Raw genomic sequence first — 19464 nt, forward strand, 5'->3', positions numbered from 1 at the left:
TTATTGTCATGGCGGCGCCAGGAGAGCGGCGTTGCCTAGTTATTGGCTGGAGTCTAGGGAGCAGTTTTGCCATCGTAAAATCACAAAAACAATGGGGCGGTATCGGATATTCAAATACCGCAACGCACACTGTTCTTCACGCTGTTGTAGATAAAGCCGGTTATCGGTCTGGTGTCATTTCACCTTGTTTCGGGCTTGATATCCCCACAGAAAATATCCACGTTGCCATCGGCCGGAGTGGTCCTTATTACTAAGTAATATCCACCAGAAAGCAGCTCTGCCAGCGTCACTGGCGCACTTCGTGAATAGGTCCAGCCGCGCGTTGCAGAAATGCGATTGGTGTTGATCCGGTCATTCATTGCATAGGCGACAGTCCCGGGGCGCTCGCAGCTGCCTTTGTTGATAAAGGTGTAGAGATTCAAGGGCCGAAGGGTGCCGCTTGGAACTCCACTGACGACAAAGGAAAACGCTGTCTCATTGCCCTGAACGGCCAGCGTTGCATTGGCGATCTGACCGCCGTTGCGTGGTGTAGCGTTCAAGGGAACAGTCACTGTCTGGCTTGATGAAGTCGTACAGCCGACGATCATCGCAGCGGCTAGGAGTGTCGCTGTCCGGGTTCCCGATTTCATGGTCACCTCCTGTACTCAAAAAGTACGATCCAGGACCTTTGAGTATAGGTCGGGAGTATTTGACCAATACCAAAATGCATTTCAGCAATACTCCCAATCGTTGTCTCGAACCTCCCCGTCCCGTCTACTTCAGTCCATACCGAAAGCCCACAGACGAGCGCTCATTGGCGCGGTCCAGACGGCCCAACGCTTCGGCTGCCAACAACAATAAAAAGTAATGGGAGTGTTGATGATCGACGCAAAGCTAAAGCCGTTAAGCCTGGCTGTCTGGTTCAGCGTGACCGGGTGTGCCTTGACTGTTGGCGCTGTGCAGGCCGCCGAGTTTGATACCGGCAATCCGGACTGGACCGCGCGCTGGGACAACACCGTACGTTACAACCTGGGCATACGGGCCGAGGGGCGCGACTCCGCGTTGGCCAATAACGCCAGCTACGACGAGTCCGACGCCAAGTTTGATCGGGGCGATGTGGTGACCAATCGTGTCGATTTGATGAGCGAAATGGAGGTCGCGTACAAGCAGTACAACGGCTTTCGCATCAGCGGCGCTGGCTGGTACGACCAGGCATATGAAAACACTGATGTCGAAACCAGCCCCGGCAATGTTTACTACCCAGGTGCGTTCCCCGGTACCAGCACGCCGAGCTACAACAACGGTAAATACTCCAGCTTCACCAAACGCTATCACCGTGGCCCTAGCGGCGAGTTGCTGGACGCCTTTGCGTTTACCCGCTTCGACCTGGGTGAGATTCCGGTCAGCGTGCGTGCCGGCCGGCATACCGTGTACTGGGGCAACGGCCTGCTGATTGCCGGGCATGCGGTGTCCTACTCGCAAGCACCGTTGGATGGGCGCAAGGCGGTGAGCAACCCTGGTACCGAGACCCGTGAAATCTTCCTGCCGCTGACGCAGATTTCAACCCAGGCTCAGGTCACCGACAAGTTGTCGCTGGCAGCGCAATACTTCTTCGAATGGGACACCACGCGCGCGCCTGAAGGCGGTACCTATCTGGCCTCCGCCGACGTCGCCCTGGAAGGGCCGGACCGTTTGCCATTGTTCAGCGGTGTTTCGCGGCCGTTGATTGATCCGGTCAAACCCAAGGACAGGGGCAACTGGGGCGTGATGGGCACCTACAGCTTCGACTTCCTGCATTCGGAGGTCAGCGCGTTCTATCGCGAGTTCGATGACTACAACCCGTGGGGCCTGCAAGTAGCGCCGACCTTCGCCCGTTACGTGTACGCCGAGAACGTCAAGCTCTATGGCCTGGGTTACTCCGCAGGTCCGGTATTGGGCGGAGGTTCCCTCGGCGTCGACCTGTCGTATCGCCAGAACACCTCGCTGGTCTCCAGCAACATCAGCACTGCCGACAATCAGGGCGCTCGCGGTGACACGTGGCACATGGTGGTCAACGGCCTGTGGTTGCTGCCGCGCACCGATTACTTCGACACCGGCAGCCTGATCACCGAAATGGCGTTCAGTCATGTGCAACGGGTGACCAAGCACGAGGAACTGTTCAAAGGAGAAGGCTATGGCGGCTGCCCGGCGGGGCAGGACAAGCATTACGGCTGCGCTACCAAGAACTATGTCGGCCTGGCCGTTAGCTTTGCGCCGCAATGGCTTGGGGTGTTCCCTGGCTGGAATATTTCCACGCCCATGAGTGTGGATTACGGCGTCAACGGCAATGCCGCCACGGGCGGTGGCAACGAAGGCAAATACACCTGGAAAGCAGGTGTGAAGGGCACCTACGACGAGCGCGTCGACGTGACTCTGTCGTACATCGGCTACGGCAGCGAACGCAAATATGCAGACGTTGCCGGCGTCGGAAAAACCGTCGTCGGGGGCACCGGCGACGTCGGCCTGACCGACCGCAACTGGGTCTCGCTGACCCTCAGCACTGCGTTCTGAGCCGCGCCTGAACTGCAATGCAGTGATCACCGGACTCGGCGATCACCCATCTGAATGGAGAACGTTATGACGGTTAATGCATATGCGATGGGCCTTGTGGCCATTGCTTTGGCGGGGGCGGCTGTGGCCGATGAGGGCGCTACCACCGCCGACCTGGGCGGTAAGCTCACGAGCTTTGGCGCGATTGTGGCGGGTAACGCGGCAGGCACTATTCCGCCCTACGACGGTGGCCTGAAAGTGCCCGCAGGGCTGGTGCCCGGCGACGGCAACTGGCCCAACCCGTTTGCCAATGAAAAACCCCGCTTGCGCATTACGGCGGCTAACGCCGACCAGTACGCCGACCAATTGGCGGCCGGGCAGCTGCAACTGCTCAAGCAGAACCCCGACACTTATTATCTTGAGGTGTACCCCACCCACAGGACGGCAACCTTTCCGGCGAATTTCCTGGCAGCCACCCAGCGCAACGCCAGCCGCAAGGACTGCAAAACCGAGAACGACGGGCTGTCGATCAGCGAAGGGTGCCGGGGCGGCCTGCCATTCCCGCTGCCGCGAGATGGCCGGGAATTGATGTGGAACTACATCCTCAACTATCAGGGCGTGAATGGCTGGGACTGGAACCACAGTGCCTACGTGGTTAATGAAGGCCACGCGACGCTAACCAACACCAATCGGTCCACCGGCGAAAAACCCTTCTACCAGATGGATGTTCCCGGGCGTGATCCGAAAATCGCCCAGCGTATCTGGTCGCGCATCGTCGCGCCGGCCCGTACGGCCGGCCAGGCATCCGGGTATTGGGATTATCTCGACCCGGTCGCCGACTCCCGCTACGCCTGGAGCTACAGCACCGGCCAGCGCCGCGTGCGCAAGGCTCCGGAATTCAACTACGACACCCCCAACTCGGCGTTCGGCGGGGTGGCGTTCTACGACGAAATCTTCCTGTTCTCCGGAAAGATGGACCGTTTCGACTGGAAGCTGGTGGGTAAAAAGGAAATGTTCATCCCCTACAGCAACTACACGCTGAAATGGGGTTGCGACATGGACAAGAAACTCATGCCCAAACACATCAATCCCGCGTGTGAACGCTGGGAACTGCACCGTGTCTGGGTGGTGGAAGCGACCCGCAAGGACGGCGTCCGCCACGCGCAGAAAAAACGCCGCTACTACATCGACGAGGACACCTTTGGTGCTGCGGTCTACGACGCCTGGGACGACAGCGGCGCGCTGTTCCGTACCGGCTCGCAATACAACATCGAGGCGTATGGCATTCCCAATAACCCGCAACAGGATTCCTACTCGTTGTACGACTTCACCCGTGACCAGTACGGCATGTTCGGCAACGGCCCGACGCGCTACCGCCAGGAACCGGTCGCCGAGCGTGAAGCCAATCCGCAGACCATTGCCGGTGGCCAGACCCGCTGACCTCATGCTCCTTTTCGGCGCTTGTCACAGGCGCCGATTTTTTTATCCGTCCCGAGACCCTTTTATGAGCGAGATTGTGCAACGTTTAGACGGCAAGGTCTGCGTCATCACAGGCGCCGGCAGTGGCATCGGCCGCGCCTCGGCACTGCGTTTTGCCCGGGAGGGCGCCACGGTAGTGGTCACCGACCTTTTCGCCGAATCGGCGCAGGCCGTGGCAGCTGAAATAGGTGCCAAGGCAATGGCCATGCAAGTGGATGTTGGTGAGGAAGGCGCCTTGCGGGAGATGGTCGAGCAGACTGTCGAGACCTTCGGTCGTATCGACGTGTTGTTCAATAACGCCGTGTACAGAAACCCGGCCACCACCCGCGATATCGACTTCATCAACTTCAACACCGAGCTGTTCCACAACTGCATGCGGGTCAACGTGTTGGGTGGCGTGTTGGCGTGCAAATACGCCTTGCCGCACATGCTCGCCCAGGGCAGCGGTTCGATTCTGTTCACCTCGTCCACCAGCTCGATTGCCGGCGAAATTTCTCAGTTCAGCTACGGCGCCTCCAAGGCCGCGCTCAACTGGTACGTGCAAAGCATTGCCGCCACCTTTGGCAAACGCGGCATTCGTTGCAACGGCATCCTGCCGGGAGTGATTCGCACGCCAGCCATGGAAAGTTGGGCCAACGAGGCGATGAAGTCGGCCTTTCTCGACCTGCAAAACGTACCGCAACTGGGCGAGCCGGAAGACATCGCCGCCATGGCCGCTTTCCTCGCCAGCGACGACGCCGCCTATGTCAACGGGACGCTGATGCGCGTGGACGGCGGTATGAGTTGCGGCACACCGATGGTGCCGGTGGTGCGCAACTTCCTGCTGCCTCAAACCTCGGTCTGATCCCGATCCATTCACTGCACTGGAGCCCGTTTCATGGCACTCGAACAGGAACGCTTCATCCTCGACATGCTGGCCGCCTGGGGCGATGGCAGCGACGGCAGCCGCCCCGATATCGAACGCATCATGGCCACCTTCGCCGACGACGCCGTCTGGCAACTGTGGGTGCCCGGTGGTCCCGTGATCCGGGGGCGCGATGCGTTACGCCGGGAGATAGAGCGACAGATGAGTTATGTCACGCATAACCGTTGCACCACGCGCCACATCGTCTCTTCGGAGCGCGTGGTGATGACCGAACGCGACGATTACTGCGTCAGCAACGGCGTCCCCATGCCGCACTCGATGGTGGCGGTGTATGAGCTGGACGAACACGGACTGATCTGTGCCTGGCGCGAGTACCTGGACACCGCCGACCTGGCGAAGAAAAAGGGCGTGCCGCTGGAGCAGGTAGGCGGGCCGAACGCTGGTAGCACCAGCACCCATTGAGAGCGGCGCTGGACATCAGCGCCTGAGGAATACCCCGTATGCCAACAACAATAAATACGACTGTTGATCCGGTCGAAGAAAAGCTGCGCACCTTTGTCGAAGGGCTGCTGGGCGGAAACATCACGGCCATGCAACGCCTGCTGCGCTGGCGTCCGGCGTGGAACCTTGAACTGCAACGCGATGGCGAAACCCTTCAATTGCATATTCGTGGCGAGCGAGGTGGTGATGTCAGCCCATTCCCGGATCTGCGCCGGGAGGCGGATATTCTCACCTTGCTCGGCCAGCAAGGTGTGCCGGTGCCGCGTATCTACGGCTTCTGCGAAGACCCGCAAGCCATCGTGATGGAGTTATTGCCGGGCAGTCGTGATATCAGCACGGCGATCAGTGATGCCGAGCGCCATGCTGTCGCACGCCAGTGGGTCGACGCCATGGCGCGCATGCACCAATTGCCGTTGCAACCCTTCATTGAGCAGGGCATTCACCTGCCGACCAGTGCCGAGGACATTACCCTCGCAGGTCTGGAAGCTTACTACCCGCTGTATGCACGCAATAAAACCAGGCCTCAGCCGCTGGTTGAATTCGCCCTCGGCTGGTTGCGCCGCAATGTGCCGCAGCACCGTATCCGGCCTGCTTTCGTGCAGTACGATTCAGGGCAATATCTGTTCGAGAGCGGACAGGTACAGGGTCTCTACGATTTCGAATTTGCCATGATCGGCGATCCCTTGGCCGACCTGGCGTCGGCGCGCATGCGTGACAATTACGAGCCGCTCGGGGACAGCTTCGCCGCCCTGTATCGCTACTACCAGCAAGTAACCGGCGAACCGGCGGAGCCCGATGTGGTGCGTTACCACACGGCACTGTTTGCCACCGTCAGCACGATGCAGTTCTCGGCGTCGGTGGCCACGCCACAACCGGGCGACCCACATGACACCTACACCGAGTTTGACATCGCCCTGCGCCGGGTGGTGGTGCATGCGCTGGCCGAAGCCATGGGTGTGCCTCTGCAAACGCCGAAACTGGACATGGTCAGCAGCGGCCCGAATGCCCAGTTGCTGACCATGCTCGCCGATGCCCTGGCGCAGGTGGAAGTCGGCAGTGACTTCCAGAAAACCAAGCTGCGCGCCGTGAGCAAACTGGTGGAGTACCTGGGCCGTGGCGATGCCATGGAATTGCACTTGCGCGAGCTGGAACAACAGGAGGCGCAAGTCCTGCTGGACCGCACCTTCAGTGACTACAGCGAGATTGATGCAGCGCTGGAAGCCTTTGTCAAAAGCGCCGGGCCTGAATACGACGGGCCTTTGCTGCGCCTGTTCATGGCGCACATCGAGCGGCGCGTCCTGGTCTACGGCAGCACCGCCATTGGCGCCTCCGCCCGCCACATCGACCTGCCACCCGTGGCCTGACAGGGTGAAACCTTTCTCGCCCGGTGGCTGGTCGCCGGGCCTTCGTATTCGGAGTGTTTATGTCTGTTCCTGATAATGCCTTCCTGCATCGGTATGGTCCGTGGGCGGTGATTGCCGGTGCCTCCCATGGTGTGGGCGCGGCGTTTGCCCGTGCCCTCGCCGAGCGTAGCCTCAACTGCGTCCTGGTGGCGCGCCGTGGCGACGCCCTGGCGCAATTGAAAGGCGAATTGGAGCAACGTTACGCCATCGAAGTGCTGGTGGTAATCCAGGACCTTTCTCAGCCCGATGCCTGTGAGCGATTGCTCGCGGCTGTCGGTGAACGTCAAGTTGGTCTGTTTATCTACAACGCGGGTGGCGATCCCTACATCACGCGCTTCCTCGATACCTCGACCGAGGACTGGGGCGCGTTGCTGCGCCTCAATTGCTTGACCGTGATGCAATGCAGCCATGCCTTTGGTGCCGCGATGCTGGAGCGCGGGCAGGGCGGCTTGCTGTTGGTGGGTTCCCAGGCTGCATTGGGGGGTATTCGCAAACTGGCGATGTACACCGCCACCAAAGGGTTTGCGCTGAACCTCGGCGAATCGTTATGGGCGGAGTGGAAAGACCGTGGCGTCGACGTGCTCAATTTGGTCATCGGCACTGTCGACACACCCACCATGCGCGATGCCATGGTCAAACTGAACATTGCCGACGCCCTGACCATGACCTTGCCCAAAGCAGATGACTTGGCGCTTCTGGCGCTTGAGCAACTGGGTAATGGCCCGACGCTGATTCACCCCGAAGACACCCTTGTTCAGGTCGAGACCGCACCTGGCCCGGCACGTCGTGCCCAGGTACTGAGCAAGAGCGCGCAAGCGGCTGTGTTTATTGGCAACGACTGAGGTCACACACCATGAAAGGCTTTGATAACGCAGAATTCAAACGCGGCTGGCGGGTGCTGATTCTGGCGCTGGTGGGCGTTGCCACCAGTTCCAGTTCGTTGCTGCTGTACAGCTTCAGCTCCATGGTGATTCCGCTGGAACAGGCCATGGGCTGGGGCAGGGCGGAGTTGCAGGCGGCGATCACCGCGTTATCGCTGGGCACCATCGTCGCGTCGCAATTGGCCGGCTGGCTCAACTCGCGCTACGGCTTGCGCCGGGTCACGTTGCTGTCGCTGCTCGCGTTGTCCCTGAGTGTCTTCACCCTGACCTGTATCAATGGCTCGATCTGGACCCTCTACCTTGGCTTTTTCCTGGTGCCGCTAGCCGGGCTGGGTACGTTGCAGGTGACCTGGTCGCACCTGGTGAACTTGTGGTTCGAGGAAAACCGTGGTCTGGCGCTGGCGATCATCCTCAGTGGCTCCGGACTGGCGGCCATCATGCTTCCGCTGATCACCGCCTGGGCGATCAGCCGGTGGAATTGGCAGGCGGGATTCCTCGCGCTGGGTGTATTGCCGGTGCTGCTGGCGTTGCCCTTGGCCTTACGCTGGTTGTTGCCGACCACCAATGTCAGCCACAACTCGACGCAACTCCCCGCCACCAGCGAACAAACCGGCGGTCTACTGCTGCGCGAGGCGATGCGCTCCTGGCGTTTCTGGGTGTGCAACCTGTCGATGACGTTGGTGGTGTCGTGCGTGGTGGGCATGGTCACCAACATTGTGCCGTTGCTGCAGGACCGTGGCCTGAGCGCCCTGCAGGCCAGTCAGATTTTCGCCAGCTTCGGCGTGTCGCTGATCCTTGGCCGACTATTGGTGGGCTACCTGATTGACCGGTTGTGGGCGCCCGGTGTTGCCTCTGTCGCGCTGCTGATGCCGGCATTTGCCTGCGGCATTTTTGCCTATGGGGATTCCAGTATTGCGATGTACACCCTCGCCACGTTGCTGGTCGGCGTGGGTGCCGGTGCCGAGTTCGATATCGCTGCTTTCCTGATCGCCCGTTACTTCGGCATGCGCGACTACGGCCGCTTGTTTGGCGCGCACCTGGGCTTGATTACCGCAGGTGCGGCGATCTCGCCGTTACTGTTCGCCGGGTTGTTCAAGCTCACCGGTGGCTACTCGGCCATGCTGCTGTTCAGTTTTATCTGCTTTGTCGTCGGCCCATTGCTGCTGCTGACATTGGGTGGGTATCCGCGATATCAGTCCGAGCCATTAGTTGCCAGTTAGAGAAGCTGCCGAAGTAAATATAGACAAATAACAGAATAATGTTCAATTATTGCCTCGAGTGCAGCCTGACAATAAAACAGACAAGGAGAATGCCATGCGTGCAGCAATCATTTCCGAGCGCAATGCGCCGCCGGTAGTGGGCGAGTTTCGTGATCCGCAGCCGCTAGACGGCTCGGTGCTGATCGATGTCGATACCGCTGGCCTTGGTGGCTGGGATGTACTCGGCGCCTACCGTCTGGGTGTTGAATATCCCTGTGTCATTCGCGGAGAAGGCGTTGGCCGTGCGCCGGATGGCCGCCGGGTGTATTTCGGCGAGCGCTCGGTGTTGCCGTTTGGTGCCTGGGCAGAGCGCACCCTGGTGCCGCAAGCCGAAGTATGGAATGTGCCGGACGACGTGGACGATAAAACCGCGATCAGCATGGGCATCGCTGCGACCGGCGCCATCGTGCCCCTGGAAAAAGCCGCGATTCAGAAGGGTGAGAAGGTGCTGATCCTGGGCGCCACCGGCACGCTCGGCCAGATCGCCCTGCAACTGGCGCGCGGTCTGGGTGCAGGCAAAGTGGTCGGTGCTGCCCGGTCCGCTGAAGCACTGGGGCGGTTGAAGTCGCGAGGCCTTGCCGATGAAGTGGTGACCCTGGGTGGCAGCGATGACGTCGCGGCGCTCAAGGATGCGGCCGATGGCGGATTTGATGTGGTGCTCGACCTCGTGTGCGGTCAACCGATGTTGACGTCGCTGAAGGCCACCAACTGGGGCGCACGGATCATGACCATTGGCACGGGAGCCGGCCGCCAGCTCAATCTGGATATTGCCGATCTGTTGTTTCGCAATCTGTCGTGCATCGGCACTGGCCAGCGCCCGCCCGCAGACCGTGAACAGATCTGGCTGCGTCTGCTGAAGATCGCCAAAGAGCAGCAGATTCAGGTGGATTACCTGGATTTTACCCTCGATCAGGCGGCTGAAGCCTGGGCCGCGCAGGTCAATGGGCCACACGCCAAAATCACCGCCACGATTCGTCGTTAAAGCCCGTATTGCTGGAAGGCGCCCTTGTCCGGGTGCCTTTCAGCGCTGGCGCTGGTGGCGAAATTCCTCGGGTGTGACACCGAGCTCTTTACGGAAGGCCGCGCTGAAAGCGGCGGCGTTGTTGAAGCCGGCCTGATAGGCCACTTGTTTGATCAGCAACCGTGGGTCAGCCAACAGCGCCACGGCTTTTTGCAAACGGGTTTGCGCGGCGTACTGGCGCAAGGTCATGCCGGTGGTGTTTTTGCAGCGACTGGACAGGGTCCGCAACGGCAGTTCGCAGGCCCGCGCCAAGTGGCCCAGTGAGCGGCCTTCGTCACTGGCGCTGTCGAGCAATTCACGCAGGATGTTGAGTTGACGATGGCTGAGTTTTTCAGCGCAGTGTGAGGAACAAGTGGCATCGTCGGGCGCGTCGATAAATTCGCGGCGCAGGTCCAAGGCAATGCTGGTGAGCAGGCACTCGGTGTGCAGCTCGCTGGCGAAGCCGGGGTTGGCGACTTCTTCGGCCAGCCGTTGCAACGAGGCGTGCAAGTAGCCGCTTTGCAGGTTGAGCATGGCTGCGCTGACGTTGTCCTGCCAGTTCCAGCGATAGCTGCCCAGGACGCCGAGTGAGGAGGGGTCGAATAGACACACAAGGGCCTTTTGCTCTCCGGCATCGTGACGCAGGTGGAACTCGGTGCCATGGGGAATGAACAACAGCTTGCCCAGGGGTTGGAATTGAGGCGCACCGTGGCTGGAAAAACCGCCGCAGTTAGGCTTGATCTGCGAGCTGGCCGGCAGCATCAAGCGCAACAGGCAACTGTCGCCGGTTTCTATCAAGGCAGTGCCAGTGTTGGACCATTGCGCGTGTTCGACCCGGATGTCGAAGCCTTGCCTGGCCAATGAAGCTTCGGTCAGGAAATTACCTGACGCTTCACAGTCGTACTCGCTGTAGTGGATCGCGTTCATTTTTCAACCTTCAGCCATTTTTATTATTGGCGCTGAAATTCGAAGGATAACGATACGTCAGGGCAGCTACCCGGTCTCGAGTGTAACCAGCCCGTGGACCGAGCTGTTTCATATATTCAGGCGGCAGGTATCAGAAAATCAGATGACGAAAGGCAAAGATATTTCCATGCGCCAACTGCGCTATTTCGTTGCCGCCGCCGACGCCGGCCAGTTTTCCCAGGCGGCGCTGAAGGCGCATGTATCGCAGTCGGCGATTACTGCGGCGGTGTTGCATCTGGAACAGTCCTTGGGCGTCAGCTTGTTCGACCGCTTGCCCCATGGCGTGGCGCTGACCGCTGAAGGCAACAAGTTTTCCCAGCATGCGCGGCACATTCTCGACACGCTGCAGGACGCTCTCAGTGAACCGCTGTTTCTCGGCCATGCGATGCAAGGAACCGTGCGTGTGGGTGCCTCCTACACGGTGCTCGGTTACTTTCTGCCAGCGCTGCTGGCACGCTTCAAACGTAGCTACCCTCAGGTAGAGATCGACCTGATCGACATGGACCGCCAGAGCATTGAAGCGGCCCTGAGCAATGGCGACCTCGACTTGGGCCTGGCAATTGTCTCCAATACGCCGAACTTGCACGGTTTCGCTCACCATGTGCTAATTCGTTCGCGCCGCCAACTCTGGCTGGCAAGTCAGCACCCATTGATGTCTGCCACCTCGATCAATCTCGAAGACGTCGCCGAGCATGCCTATATCCTGGCCACGGTCGATGAGGGGGAGACCTCGACCATGCGCTATTGGGAATCCCGCGGACTGGCACCCAAGGTGGCTTTTCGTACCTCATCCATGGAGGCATTGCGCGGGCTGGTGGGGCATGGTTTCGGTGTGACCATTCTCTCGGACATGCTGTACCGGGCCTGGTCTCTGGAAGGCAAGAAGATTGAAATCCGGCCGCTGGTGGATGTGATTCCACCCATGGAACTGGGGCTGATCTGGCTGCCGGATAACTGTTTGTCGGCACCGACCCAGGCATTCCGACAGTTTCTGATCATGGCCTGCGCCTCTTGATCCCGCTACTGGCGCACGTTGTTGTCAGGCGGCCAGGTGCCGTTGTTCATCAGGCTGTCGAAGGTTTCGGTCATTTCCCGCGCCGGGTTCGGATAGTCGTGGCGCACCCACCACAACCACAGCCCCACCAGGGCACCGACGAAACAGCGCACGGCGGCCTCGCCACGCAGTTGATCGATTTGGTACAGGCCCTGTTTCCGGTAGTGTTCCCGGACCTGGATGATCAGGATATTTTCCAGGTGCGCGAGAATCACGTTCTGTCCCGGGCCGCTGAAGAACGCCGTTGTCAGTGCCGCATGACGTTCGGTGGCGCTGAACAGCCAGGCCGAAACATCCAGCAGGACACGGCGGTCGCCATCAACTTCGGTGACCTTGGTCGAGGGAACGCCAATGGCTTCGTACCCGGCGACGATCAGGTCCTCCTTGTCGCGAAAGTGCGCGTAGAAGGTGGAGCGCGCGACCCCTGTACTGTCCAGTAATTGCTGGACCGTAATTCCTTCGTAGCCCTTTTCCAGCGCCAGGCGATACATGTGGTCCAGCAACAATTCCCGGGTGCGTTGGGAACGCAAGGCGTGGCGTTGACTGGCGTGATTTTTATCGGCTGTTTGCACGGAAGCTAGGTGAGACATTCTTAACCTCGGCAGCGCTTTTTATTGGTTTCATGACGGCGGGTACAAGAGCTTCCCGGCGGTGATCAGAACACAATGACAGAGGATTTTTTGCACCAGCAGGATTATTTTTAGAACATATTCGGCGAAAGTGTTAATTAATTCCGTCTATGCCGTACAGATTTGCGCTTCTGTTCGTTGTGGCTTTGCGTCTGCGGCCTTACCGTTTCTCCAGTCCGATAGAGACCTGGAGAACAATAATGAATAACGCTCCTGAAACGCCTGCACCTGTTCCTGCGCACATTCCCAAGCACCTTGCCCGCGATTTCGATCTATGGGCAGAGCTCACCGCCCACGGCGAAAACGCCTATCAACCAATCCGGCTGCGTAGGTCATGCCCGCTGCAACAACGTCGCGCCCGCGCTCTATCCACTCGATAACAACGGCTACATCGCCAGCAACGGCTTAAGTGTGCCGATTGGGCAAGAGCGGCTGGCAACCCGCGGTGCCCGTGCCTGCCCGGAACGGGTCATCGAGGTTCGCGATACATCCGACGAACACCGGTGAGTGCCGCCTTGGTAATGGAAGACTTTCAGCAACCCGCAAAAGAAGAACAACAATGAGCAAAACCTACGACTACATCATCATCGGTGCGGGGTCATCCGGCTGCGTCCTGGCCAATCGCTTGTCTGCCGACACGAACGTTTCGGTGCTGCTGATCGAGAGCGGACCGGATCACACCAGTCCGTTGATTGCCATGCCCCGTGGCATTGGCAAACTGCTCAGCCCCGGCAATCCGCATGTGTGGAGCTACAAGGCTGCACGCGGTGAGGGTATGAGCGATGAGCAATGGCTCAAAGGCAAAACGATTGGCGGCTCCAGTTCGGTCAACGGCATGGTCTATGTACGGGGAGCACCCGCTGATTATGATCATTGGGAAGCGCAAGGCTGCGCGGGCTGGGGCTGGAAAGACATGGGCCGGCAGTTTGTCGCCCTCGAAGACCACCAGTTGGGCAAGAGCCAATGGCGCGGAGTCGGTGGCCCGCTCAAAGTCACGGTGCACCCATCGGGCCACGCCCTGTGCGATGCCGTCATCAGCGCGGCCGGTGAGCTGGGTGTGGCGCGCACTGAAGACACCAATCATATCGACTCGGTCACTCAGGGTGGCTTCGGCTATCAGCCGCAAACCACCTGGAAAGGCCAGCGATTCAGTGCCGCCAAGGCCTTTCTCGATCCGGTGCGCGCACGTCCGAATTTGACGTTAATGACCGGCACGGATGTTCAACGCATCGAGTTCAGCAATCACCGTGCCTGTGCCGTGCAGGTCAACAACAGCGCCGGCAAGGAACGCTTCGAAGTGCGCCGCGAGGTGTTGTTGTGCGCCGGTGCCATTGAATCGCCGAAGCTGTTGCAACTGTCTGGCATCGGCCCGGCCGCACTGTTGAACTCGCTGGGTATCAGTGTGCTGCACGACGCCCCCGAGGTCGGGCGTAACCTGCGTGAGCACGTGTACATGGCCATGCAGTATCGGGTCACCCGTGGCAGCTTCAATCACTGCTTCCATGGGATTGGGTTACTCGGTGCAGTGGCCCAATACTTTTTGCGCAAGAAAGGACCGATGACCCACGCCGCTCACGAGGCCGGTGGTTTCATCAAGACGCGCCCGGAGCTGGATCGTCCGGACGCGCAAATCGGCGTCAGCCTCTATTCCATGGATGGCGACGGTAACAAGGTCGAAATCGACAAGGAGCCCGGCCTGACCATCGGTGGCTATTTCCTGCGTCCGCAGAGCCAGGGTGAGGTGCGCATTCAATCGGCGGACGCCACGGTTCCACCCCGGATCAACGCCAATTATTTGAGCGCCGAGATCGATCGCACTTCCGCAATTGCCTTGTTTCGCTGGTTCCGCCGTCTGGCTGCACAGCCGGTGCTCAAGCCATTCATTGTCGGCGAGCTGACACCGGGACCGGAGGTAGAAAGCGACGCGCAAATTCTTGCTGCGTTCCGCCGCTTCGGCCAGACCGCCTATCACGTTTCCGGGACCTGTCGCATGGGTGCCGACAGCGCGTCGGTGCTCGATCCGCAACTGCGTGTGCGCGGCGTCGAGGGCCTGCGTGTGGTCGACACTTCGGTGATGCCGTGCCTGGTTTCCGGTAACACCAATGCCCCGGCCATGGCCATTGCCATGCGCGCTGCAGAAATTATCACCGGCAAAGTCTCAGGAGATCCAACACCATGAGTGTTCCCTTTACCCAGCTGGACAAGCTGTACATCGATGGCGCGTGGGTGGATGTTGACGGTCCGCGCGAAGCAGTGCTCAACCCGGCCACCGAAGCGGTCATCGGTCATGCACCGAATGGTGATCTGCAGAGCGCCGACGCAGCCATCGCCGCCGCACGCAACGCCTTTGATAACGGCCCTTGGCCCTGGTTGAGCATGGCCGAACGGGCCGGGTACATGCGGCGGATGCACGCAGCTTTGGTGGCAAAAAGGGAGGAAATTGCCGCGCTGATTATCGCTGAGGTCGGCTGTTCCCAAGGCGTGACTTATGCCATGCAGGTGGACATGCCGCTGGGCCATGTGCTGACCGCGATCGAGCAGTCTGTGCACAGCGACAGCTTGCAGATTCCGGTGCAGGCCAATCCCAATCCGTTCAACCCGGCAGGGCCGATGATTCTCGGCAGCGGCACGGTGGAGCGTGAGGCCATCGGCGTGGTGGCCGGCATCACCGGCTATAACTTTCCGTTTCTTCTTAACTTGGCCAAGGTGTTTCCGGCCTTGCTGGCCGGCAACACCCTGGTGCTCAAGCCTTCGCCATTTACCCCGTACTCGGCGCTGTTGTTCGGTCAGATCGCTGAAGAAATCGGCCTGCCCCAGGGCGTACTCAACATTGTCACCGGCGGTATTGAAGTGGGCGGCTTGTTGAGCAGCGACCCGCGGGTGGACATGGTCTCGTTCACCGGTTCGGAAACGGTCGGCATGAGCATCATGAGTCAGGCGGCGCCGACCCTGAAGCGCGTGCATCTGGAACTGGGCGGCAAATCGGCGTTGATCGTGCGCGCCGATGCCGACATTCAGGCCACCGCGCTGGGAGCTGTCGCCGGGCTGGCGGTCAACGCGGGGCAGGGCTGTGCATTGCTCACCCGCTTCGTTGTGCATCACTCGGTACGCGAGCAATTCGTGCAGTGCGCCAAAGCCATTGCCGGGCAGTGGAAGGTCGGTGACCCGGCGGACCCGAGCGTGATGATGGGCCCGCTGATCCGCGAGTCGCAGCGCGCCAAGGTCGAGCATTTCATCGCCAGCGGCCGCGACGCCGGGGCCACGCTGGTCTGCGGTGGTGGACGACCTGCGCATCTGCGCCAGGGCTTCTTCAGCGACATCACCCTGTTCGATGACGTAAGCAACGACATGCTCATCGCCCAGGAGGAAATCTTCGGGCCGGTGGGGGTGGTGATCGGTTTCGACAGTGATGACGAGGCGGTTGCCATTGCCAACGATTCGCGGTTTGGCCTCAACGCCGCTGTTTCCTCTGCAGATGCCGCCACCGCCTATGCCATGGCTCGACGAATTCGTGCCGGCAGTGTGTACCTCAATGGGGGTAGCGGCAGCTTGCCTTATGCGCCCATCGGCGGCTTCAAACGTTCAGGACTGGGCCGTGAGTTCGGGCCGAACTGGCTTAAAGAATTCACCCAGGAGAAATCCATCATCTACCCCATCGGCCGCTAGCCATGACACCCCGCGAGCGGGGAGCAGACAAAACGACTGACAATAAAAACAAAAGGTGGTTTGCATGAAAAAGATGAGCAAACAGGGACGCATGCGAGCCCAGCGGGCCATGGTACTGCTGGCGGTAGGGAAAATGGCGTTTGGTTACGGTGGAGCGGTGATGGCTGCGCCGATCGAACTGGCTAATCCAGACTTTCATCTGCGTTGGGATAACACCCTGCGCTACAACCTGGGGATGCGAACGGAGGGGCAAGACCGGCGCATCATGAACAACCCTAACTACGATGAATCGGACGGCAAGTTCGACAAGGGTGACATCGTCACCAACCGCATCGACTTGCTCACTGAACTCGATTTTGCCTACCGTAAAGACTGGGGGGCACGCCTCAGCGCCGCCGGCTGGTACGACCAGGCGTACCACAATGACACGGTGCGCAGTCATGTTGCCGGGTACCAGACCAGCTACGACAACGACCACTACAGCTCTGAAGTGAAGCGTTACGTCGAAGGCCCTTCAGGGGAAATCCTCGATGCCTTCGTCTGGAAAAACCTGCGCCTGGGCGATGCTTCGGTGAACGTCAAGATCGGCCGGCATACCAATTACTGGGGCGAGGGGCTACTGTTCGGTGCCCATGCGATTTCCTACTCGCAAGCGCCTCTGGATGGTGCCAAGGCAGTGACCAGTCCTGGCATTGAAACCAAGGAAGTGTTCTTGCCCATCGGGCAGATATCCGTCAAAGCTCAGGCCACCGACAACCTGACACTGGCCGCTCAATATTTCTACGAATGGGACTACACGCGCATTCCGTACGGCGGCACCTACTTCGGCGCAGCGGACCCGTTCTTCGAAGGCCCGGACCGTTTGCCTGTAGCACCTGGTTTTTCCTTTAACCGGGAGAAGTCCAAATACGGTCGTGACTCCGCCAACTGGGGCGTAATGGCCAAATACGACGTCGAGGCGATTCAATCGACGGTGGGCGCTTACTACCGCCAGTTCGATGACTACCAACCCTGGTTGGCGCCAGAAGTTTCGGCCGCTACCGGCAGCTACCGCCTGGTGTACCCGCGCAGCGTCAAACTGGTCGGCCTGAGTCTTTCGACCGTGCTCGACACGGTGTCGATCGGCAGCGAGATCTCCTATCGCAAGGGCGGTGCGTTGAACGCGGTCGGCGTTGATCCTTCCGACAACGAAGGACCGCGTGGCGATACGTACCACTTCGTCGCCAACGCTGTGTATGGTGTGCCGCGTAACTTTATCGCCAACAACGCCACGCTGATCGGCGAGTTCGCCTACAGCCACCTGCGCAAAGTGACCGAGCACGAAGAGCTTTATCTGGGTGAAAACAACAATAACTGCGTTGACCCCCGCGTCGGCACACCCGGTTCAGGGGACAAGCGCGACGGTTGTTCGACCCGGGATTACGCGGCCATCGCCGTCAATTACACACCGCAATACCTGTCGGTACTCCCGTCCTGGGACATGACCGTACCGTTGACCGTCAATTATGGCCTGTCGGGCAACGCAGCCAGTGCCGGCGGTGGTAACGAAGGCGCGCTGACCTGGTCTGCCGGCGTGCAGATGACGTATGCCCAGCGTTATGAATTTGGTTTGCGTTATTCCGATACAGACGCTCAAACGAAGAACATTCCCGGGGACACCGTCGGGGGCAACGGCGCCGTGGGCGGAACCGACCGTGGCTGGCTGGCCTTCACCTTCAAAACCTCCATCTAAAAAAGCCAAGAAGCGGAGTATCTGTTTATGAAAGGACAATTTGCATGGGCGGTGGCGCTGTTGAGCATCGCCACCGCCAGCCTGGCTGCGGCACCGGCCGACCAGGTTGCACAGATCGGAAAAACCCTGACGCCGTTCGGCGCAATTATCGCGGGCAATGCCGATGGCAGCATTCCTCCCTATACCGGCGGCCTGACGCAGAGCCCGCCAGGCTTCAAGCCCGACAGCGGCTTCTGGGCCGACCCCTTCGAGGATGAAAAACCGCTGCTGCGGATCAACTCGAAAAACATGGAGCAATACGCCGACCGCTTGAGCGGCGGGCAAAAAATGCTGCTGAGTAAATTTCCCGACTACTACCTGGATATTTACCCGACCCACCGGACCGCGGCGTACCCGCAAGCGTTGCTCGATGCCTCTGTGCGCAACGCCAGTAACTGCCGCACGACCAAGGACAACCTCGCAGTCGATCCGGCATGCCGAGGCGGGCTGCCGTTCCCGCTTCCGCAGAACGGCAATGAAGTCATCTGGAATCAACAACTGCGCTACAAGGGAACGGGTTACACCACCACGGCTTCGTCCAACAGTTGGGTAGTGGATTCTCAGGGTTCGGTGACCAAGACCGCCGAGTCCGCGACCATGGAGGAGGCGCCGTACTACCAGACTCAACAGACCGATCGCGATCCGCAGTTGTACTACCGCGCCTGGGCACTGGACAGTTATCCGGCCCGCAGCGCCGGGCAACTGATCATCCTCGCTGACTACCTCGACCCGCAAAGCCAGCCACGGCGTGCCTGGAGCTACACCCCAGGCATGCGCCGCATCAAGTTGGCGCCGGAGTTCGCCTACGACACGCCGGTGCCCAACCAGGGCGGTGTGAACCTGTTCGACGAATTGCAGATGTTCTCCGGTAGCCAGGACCGTTTCGACTACAAACTGGTGGGCCGCAAGGAGATGTATATCCCGTACAACGCCTACAAGTTCTACTTCAGTTGCGGCCAGGAAGAACAGTTCAAGCCGCATCATGCCAACCCGGCTTGCGAGCGCTGGGAACTGCACCGGGTGTGGGTGGTGGAAGCGACTCTGAAACCGGGCAAACGCCACGTCTACAGCAAGCGCACCTACTACCTCGACGAAGACACGTTTGGTGCCGGCCTGTATGACGCCTGGGACCAGGGCGGGGTGCTGTATCGCGCGCTGTTCCAGAGTGGCGTGCAGCTGTACGACAAAAACCTGCCGTACACGGTAAAAAACGTCAGCTATGACTTCAACAAAGGCATGTGGTCTTTGCTCAACGATGGCCTCAAGGGCGGATATCGGGTGCACGACACGCCGTTATCGGAGCGTGACATGAAGCCTGAGTCGATTGTTTCCCAGGAGACCCAACGCTGATTTCATCGGTTGAACACGCATTTGCGGCCTGAGAGGGCCGCTTTTTTTTGTGCGGATTTTATAAAAGGTAGCCCTGCGACTCATATTTAAATGAACACATATTAGAAATGTGTTTATATTATTGAGGGTGCA

The 19464-nt window shown here is 59.7% G+C and carries 17 protein-coding genes; 14 read left to right on the forward strand and 3 right to left on the reverse strand.

Annotated elements, in window-relative coordinates:
• Window positions 1-179: 179 nt before the first annotated feature.
• Window positions 180-629: a hypothetical protein gene (locus tag F8N62_RS00715; RefSeq protein ID WP_082643857.1), complete on the reverse strand. Its 450-nt coding sequence runs from the start codon at window positions 627-629 to the stop codon at window positions 180-182.
• A gap of 229 nt (window positions 630-858) precedes the next feature.
• Between F8N62_RS00715 and F8N62_RS00720 the strand changes: the two genes are divergently transcribed.
• The 8 genes from F8N62_RS00720 to F8N62_RS00755 all read left to right on the forward strand — a co-directional run bounded on the left by F8N62_RS00720 (window position 859) and on the right by F8N62_RS00755 (window position 9878).
• Entirely contained in the window at window positions 859-2529 is a 1671-nt protein-coding gene (locus tag F8N62_RS00720; RefSeq protein ID WP_090234955.1) for a DUF1302 domain-containing protein, read from the forward strand.
• A 66-nt stretch (window positions 2530-2595) separates the two neighbouring features.
• Entirely contained in the window at window positions 2596-3948 is a 1353-nt protein-coding gene (locus F8N62_RS00725) for a DUF1329 domain-containing protein (protein ID WP_057005036.1), read from the forward strand.
• 64 nt (window positions 3949-4012) lie between these two features.
• On the forward strand, window positions 4013-4831 hold the full coding sequence (locus F8N62_RS00730) for an SDR family NAD(P)-dependent oxidoreductase (RefSeq protein ID WP_020300832.1): 819 nt from the start codon (window positions 4013-4015) through the stop codon (window positions 4829-4831).
• A gap of 33 nt (window positions 4832-4864) precedes the next feature.
• Window positions 4865-5314 (forward strand): nuclear transport factor 2 family protein, encoded by a 450-nt coding sequence (locus F8N62_RS00735; protein WP_020300831.1) that lies wholly within the window; start codon window positions 4865-4867, stop codon window positions 5312-5314.
• A 38-nt stretch (window positions 5315-5352) separates the two neighbouring features.
• Entirely contained in the window at window positions 5353-6717 is a 1365-nt protein-coding gene (locus F8N62_RS00740) for a phosphotransferase family protein (protein ID WP_150709207.1), read from the forward strand.
• A gap of 59 nt (window positions 6718-6776) precedes the next feature.
• Complete coding sequence (locus F8N62_RS00745) at window positions 6777-7598, forward strand: SDR family NAD(P)-dependent oxidoreductase (RefSeq protein ID WP_020300829.1); 822 nt, start codon at window positions 6777-6779, stop codon at window positions 7596-7598.
• An 11-nt stretch (window positions 7599-7609) separates the two neighbouring features.
• Window positions 7610-8857, forward strand: coding sequence for an MFS transporter (locus F8N62_RS00750; protein ID WP_020300828.1), 1248 nt, complete (start codon window positions 7610-7612; stop codon window positions 8855-8857).
• 94 nt (window positions 8858-8951) lie between these two features.
• Complete coding sequence (locus F8N62_RS00755) at window positions 8952-9878, forward strand: quinone oxidoreductase family protein (RefSeq protein WP_020300827.1); 927 nt, start codon at window positions 8952-8954, stop codon at window positions 9876-9878.
• Between the two features lie 39 nt (window positions 9879-9917).
• Here F8N62_RS00755 and F8N62_RS00760 read toward each other — a convergent pair whose 3' ends face one another.
• Window positions 9918-10823, reverse strand: a complete 906-nt coding sequence (locus F8N62_RS00760) for a helix-turn-helix domain-containing protein (RefSeq protein WP_020300826.1) — start codon at window positions 10821-10823, stop codon at window positions 9918-9920.
• A 142-nt stretch (window positions 10824-10965) separates the two neighbouring features.
• On the opposite strand from F8N62_RS00760, the gene F8N62_RS00765 reads away from it, so the two are divergent.
• Window positions 10966-11877 carry a LysR family transcriptional regulator gene (locus tag F8N62_RS00765; protein ID WP_020300825.1) on the forward strand — a complete coding sequence of 304 codons (912 nt, stop codon included), beginning with the start codon at window positions 10966-10968 and terminating at the stop codon, window positions 11875-11877.
• A gap of 5 nt (window positions 11878-11882) precedes the next feature.
• Here the strand turns inward: F8N62_RS00765 and F8N62_RS00770 are convergent, their stop codons facing one another.
• A complete protein-coding gene (locus F8N62_RS00770; RefSeq protein WP_032904483.1) occupies window positions 11883-12506 on the reverse strand; it encodes a TetR/AcrR family transcriptional regulator in 624 nt (207 codons plus the stop codon).
• A 294-nt stretch (window positions 12507-12800) separates the two neighbouring features.
• Here F8N62_RS00770 and F8N62_RS00780 point away from each other — a divergent pair, with 294 nt between their 5' ends.
• The 5 genes from F8N62_RS00780 (at window position 12801) to F8N62_RS00800 (ending at window position 19332) form a co-directional block, all read left to right on the forward strand.
• Window positions 12801-13052 carry a ferredoxin gene (locus F8N62_RS00780; protein ID WP_154220403.1) on the forward strand — a complete coding sequence of 84 codons (252 nt, stop codon included), beginning with the start codon at window positions 12801-12803 and terminating at the stop codon, window positions 13050-13052.
• 52 nt (window positions 13053-13104) lie between these two features.
• Window positions 13105-14724 (forward strand): GMC family oxidoreductase, encoded by a 1620-nt coding sequence (locus F8N62_RS00785; RefSeq protein WP_057005038.1) that lies wholly within the window; start codon window positions 13105-13107, stop codon window positions 14722-14724.
• Window positions 14721-16211, forward strand: coding sequence for an aldehyde dehydrogenase family protein (locus F8N62_RS00790; protein ID WP_020300823.1), 1491 nt, complete (start codon window positions 14721-14723; stop codon window positions 16209-16211). Before F8N62_RS00785 ends, F8N62_RS00790 begins: the two co-directional genes overlap by 4 nt.
• Before the next feature lie 64 nt (window positions 16212-16275).
• Window positions 16276-17943, forward strand: coding sequence for a DUF1302 domain-containing protein (locus F8N62_RS00795; protein ID WP_020300822.1), 1668 nt, complete (start codon window positions 16276-16278; stop codon window positions 17941-17943).
• 27 nt (window positions 17944-17970) lie between these two features.
• On the forward strand, window positions 17971-19332 hold the full coding sequence (locus tag F8N62_RS00800; RefSeq protein WP_020300821.1) for a DUF1329 domain-containing protein: 1362 nt from the start codon (window positions 17971-17973) through the stop codon (window positions 19330-19332).
• Window positions 19333-19464 lie beyond the last annotated feature (132 nt).

Source organism: Pseudomonas fluorescens, assembly GCF_902497785.1.
Classification (GTDB): Bacteria; Pseudomonadota; Gammaproteobacteria; order Pseudomonadales; family Pseudomonadaceae; genus Aquipseudomonas; species Aquipseudomonas fluorescens_BO.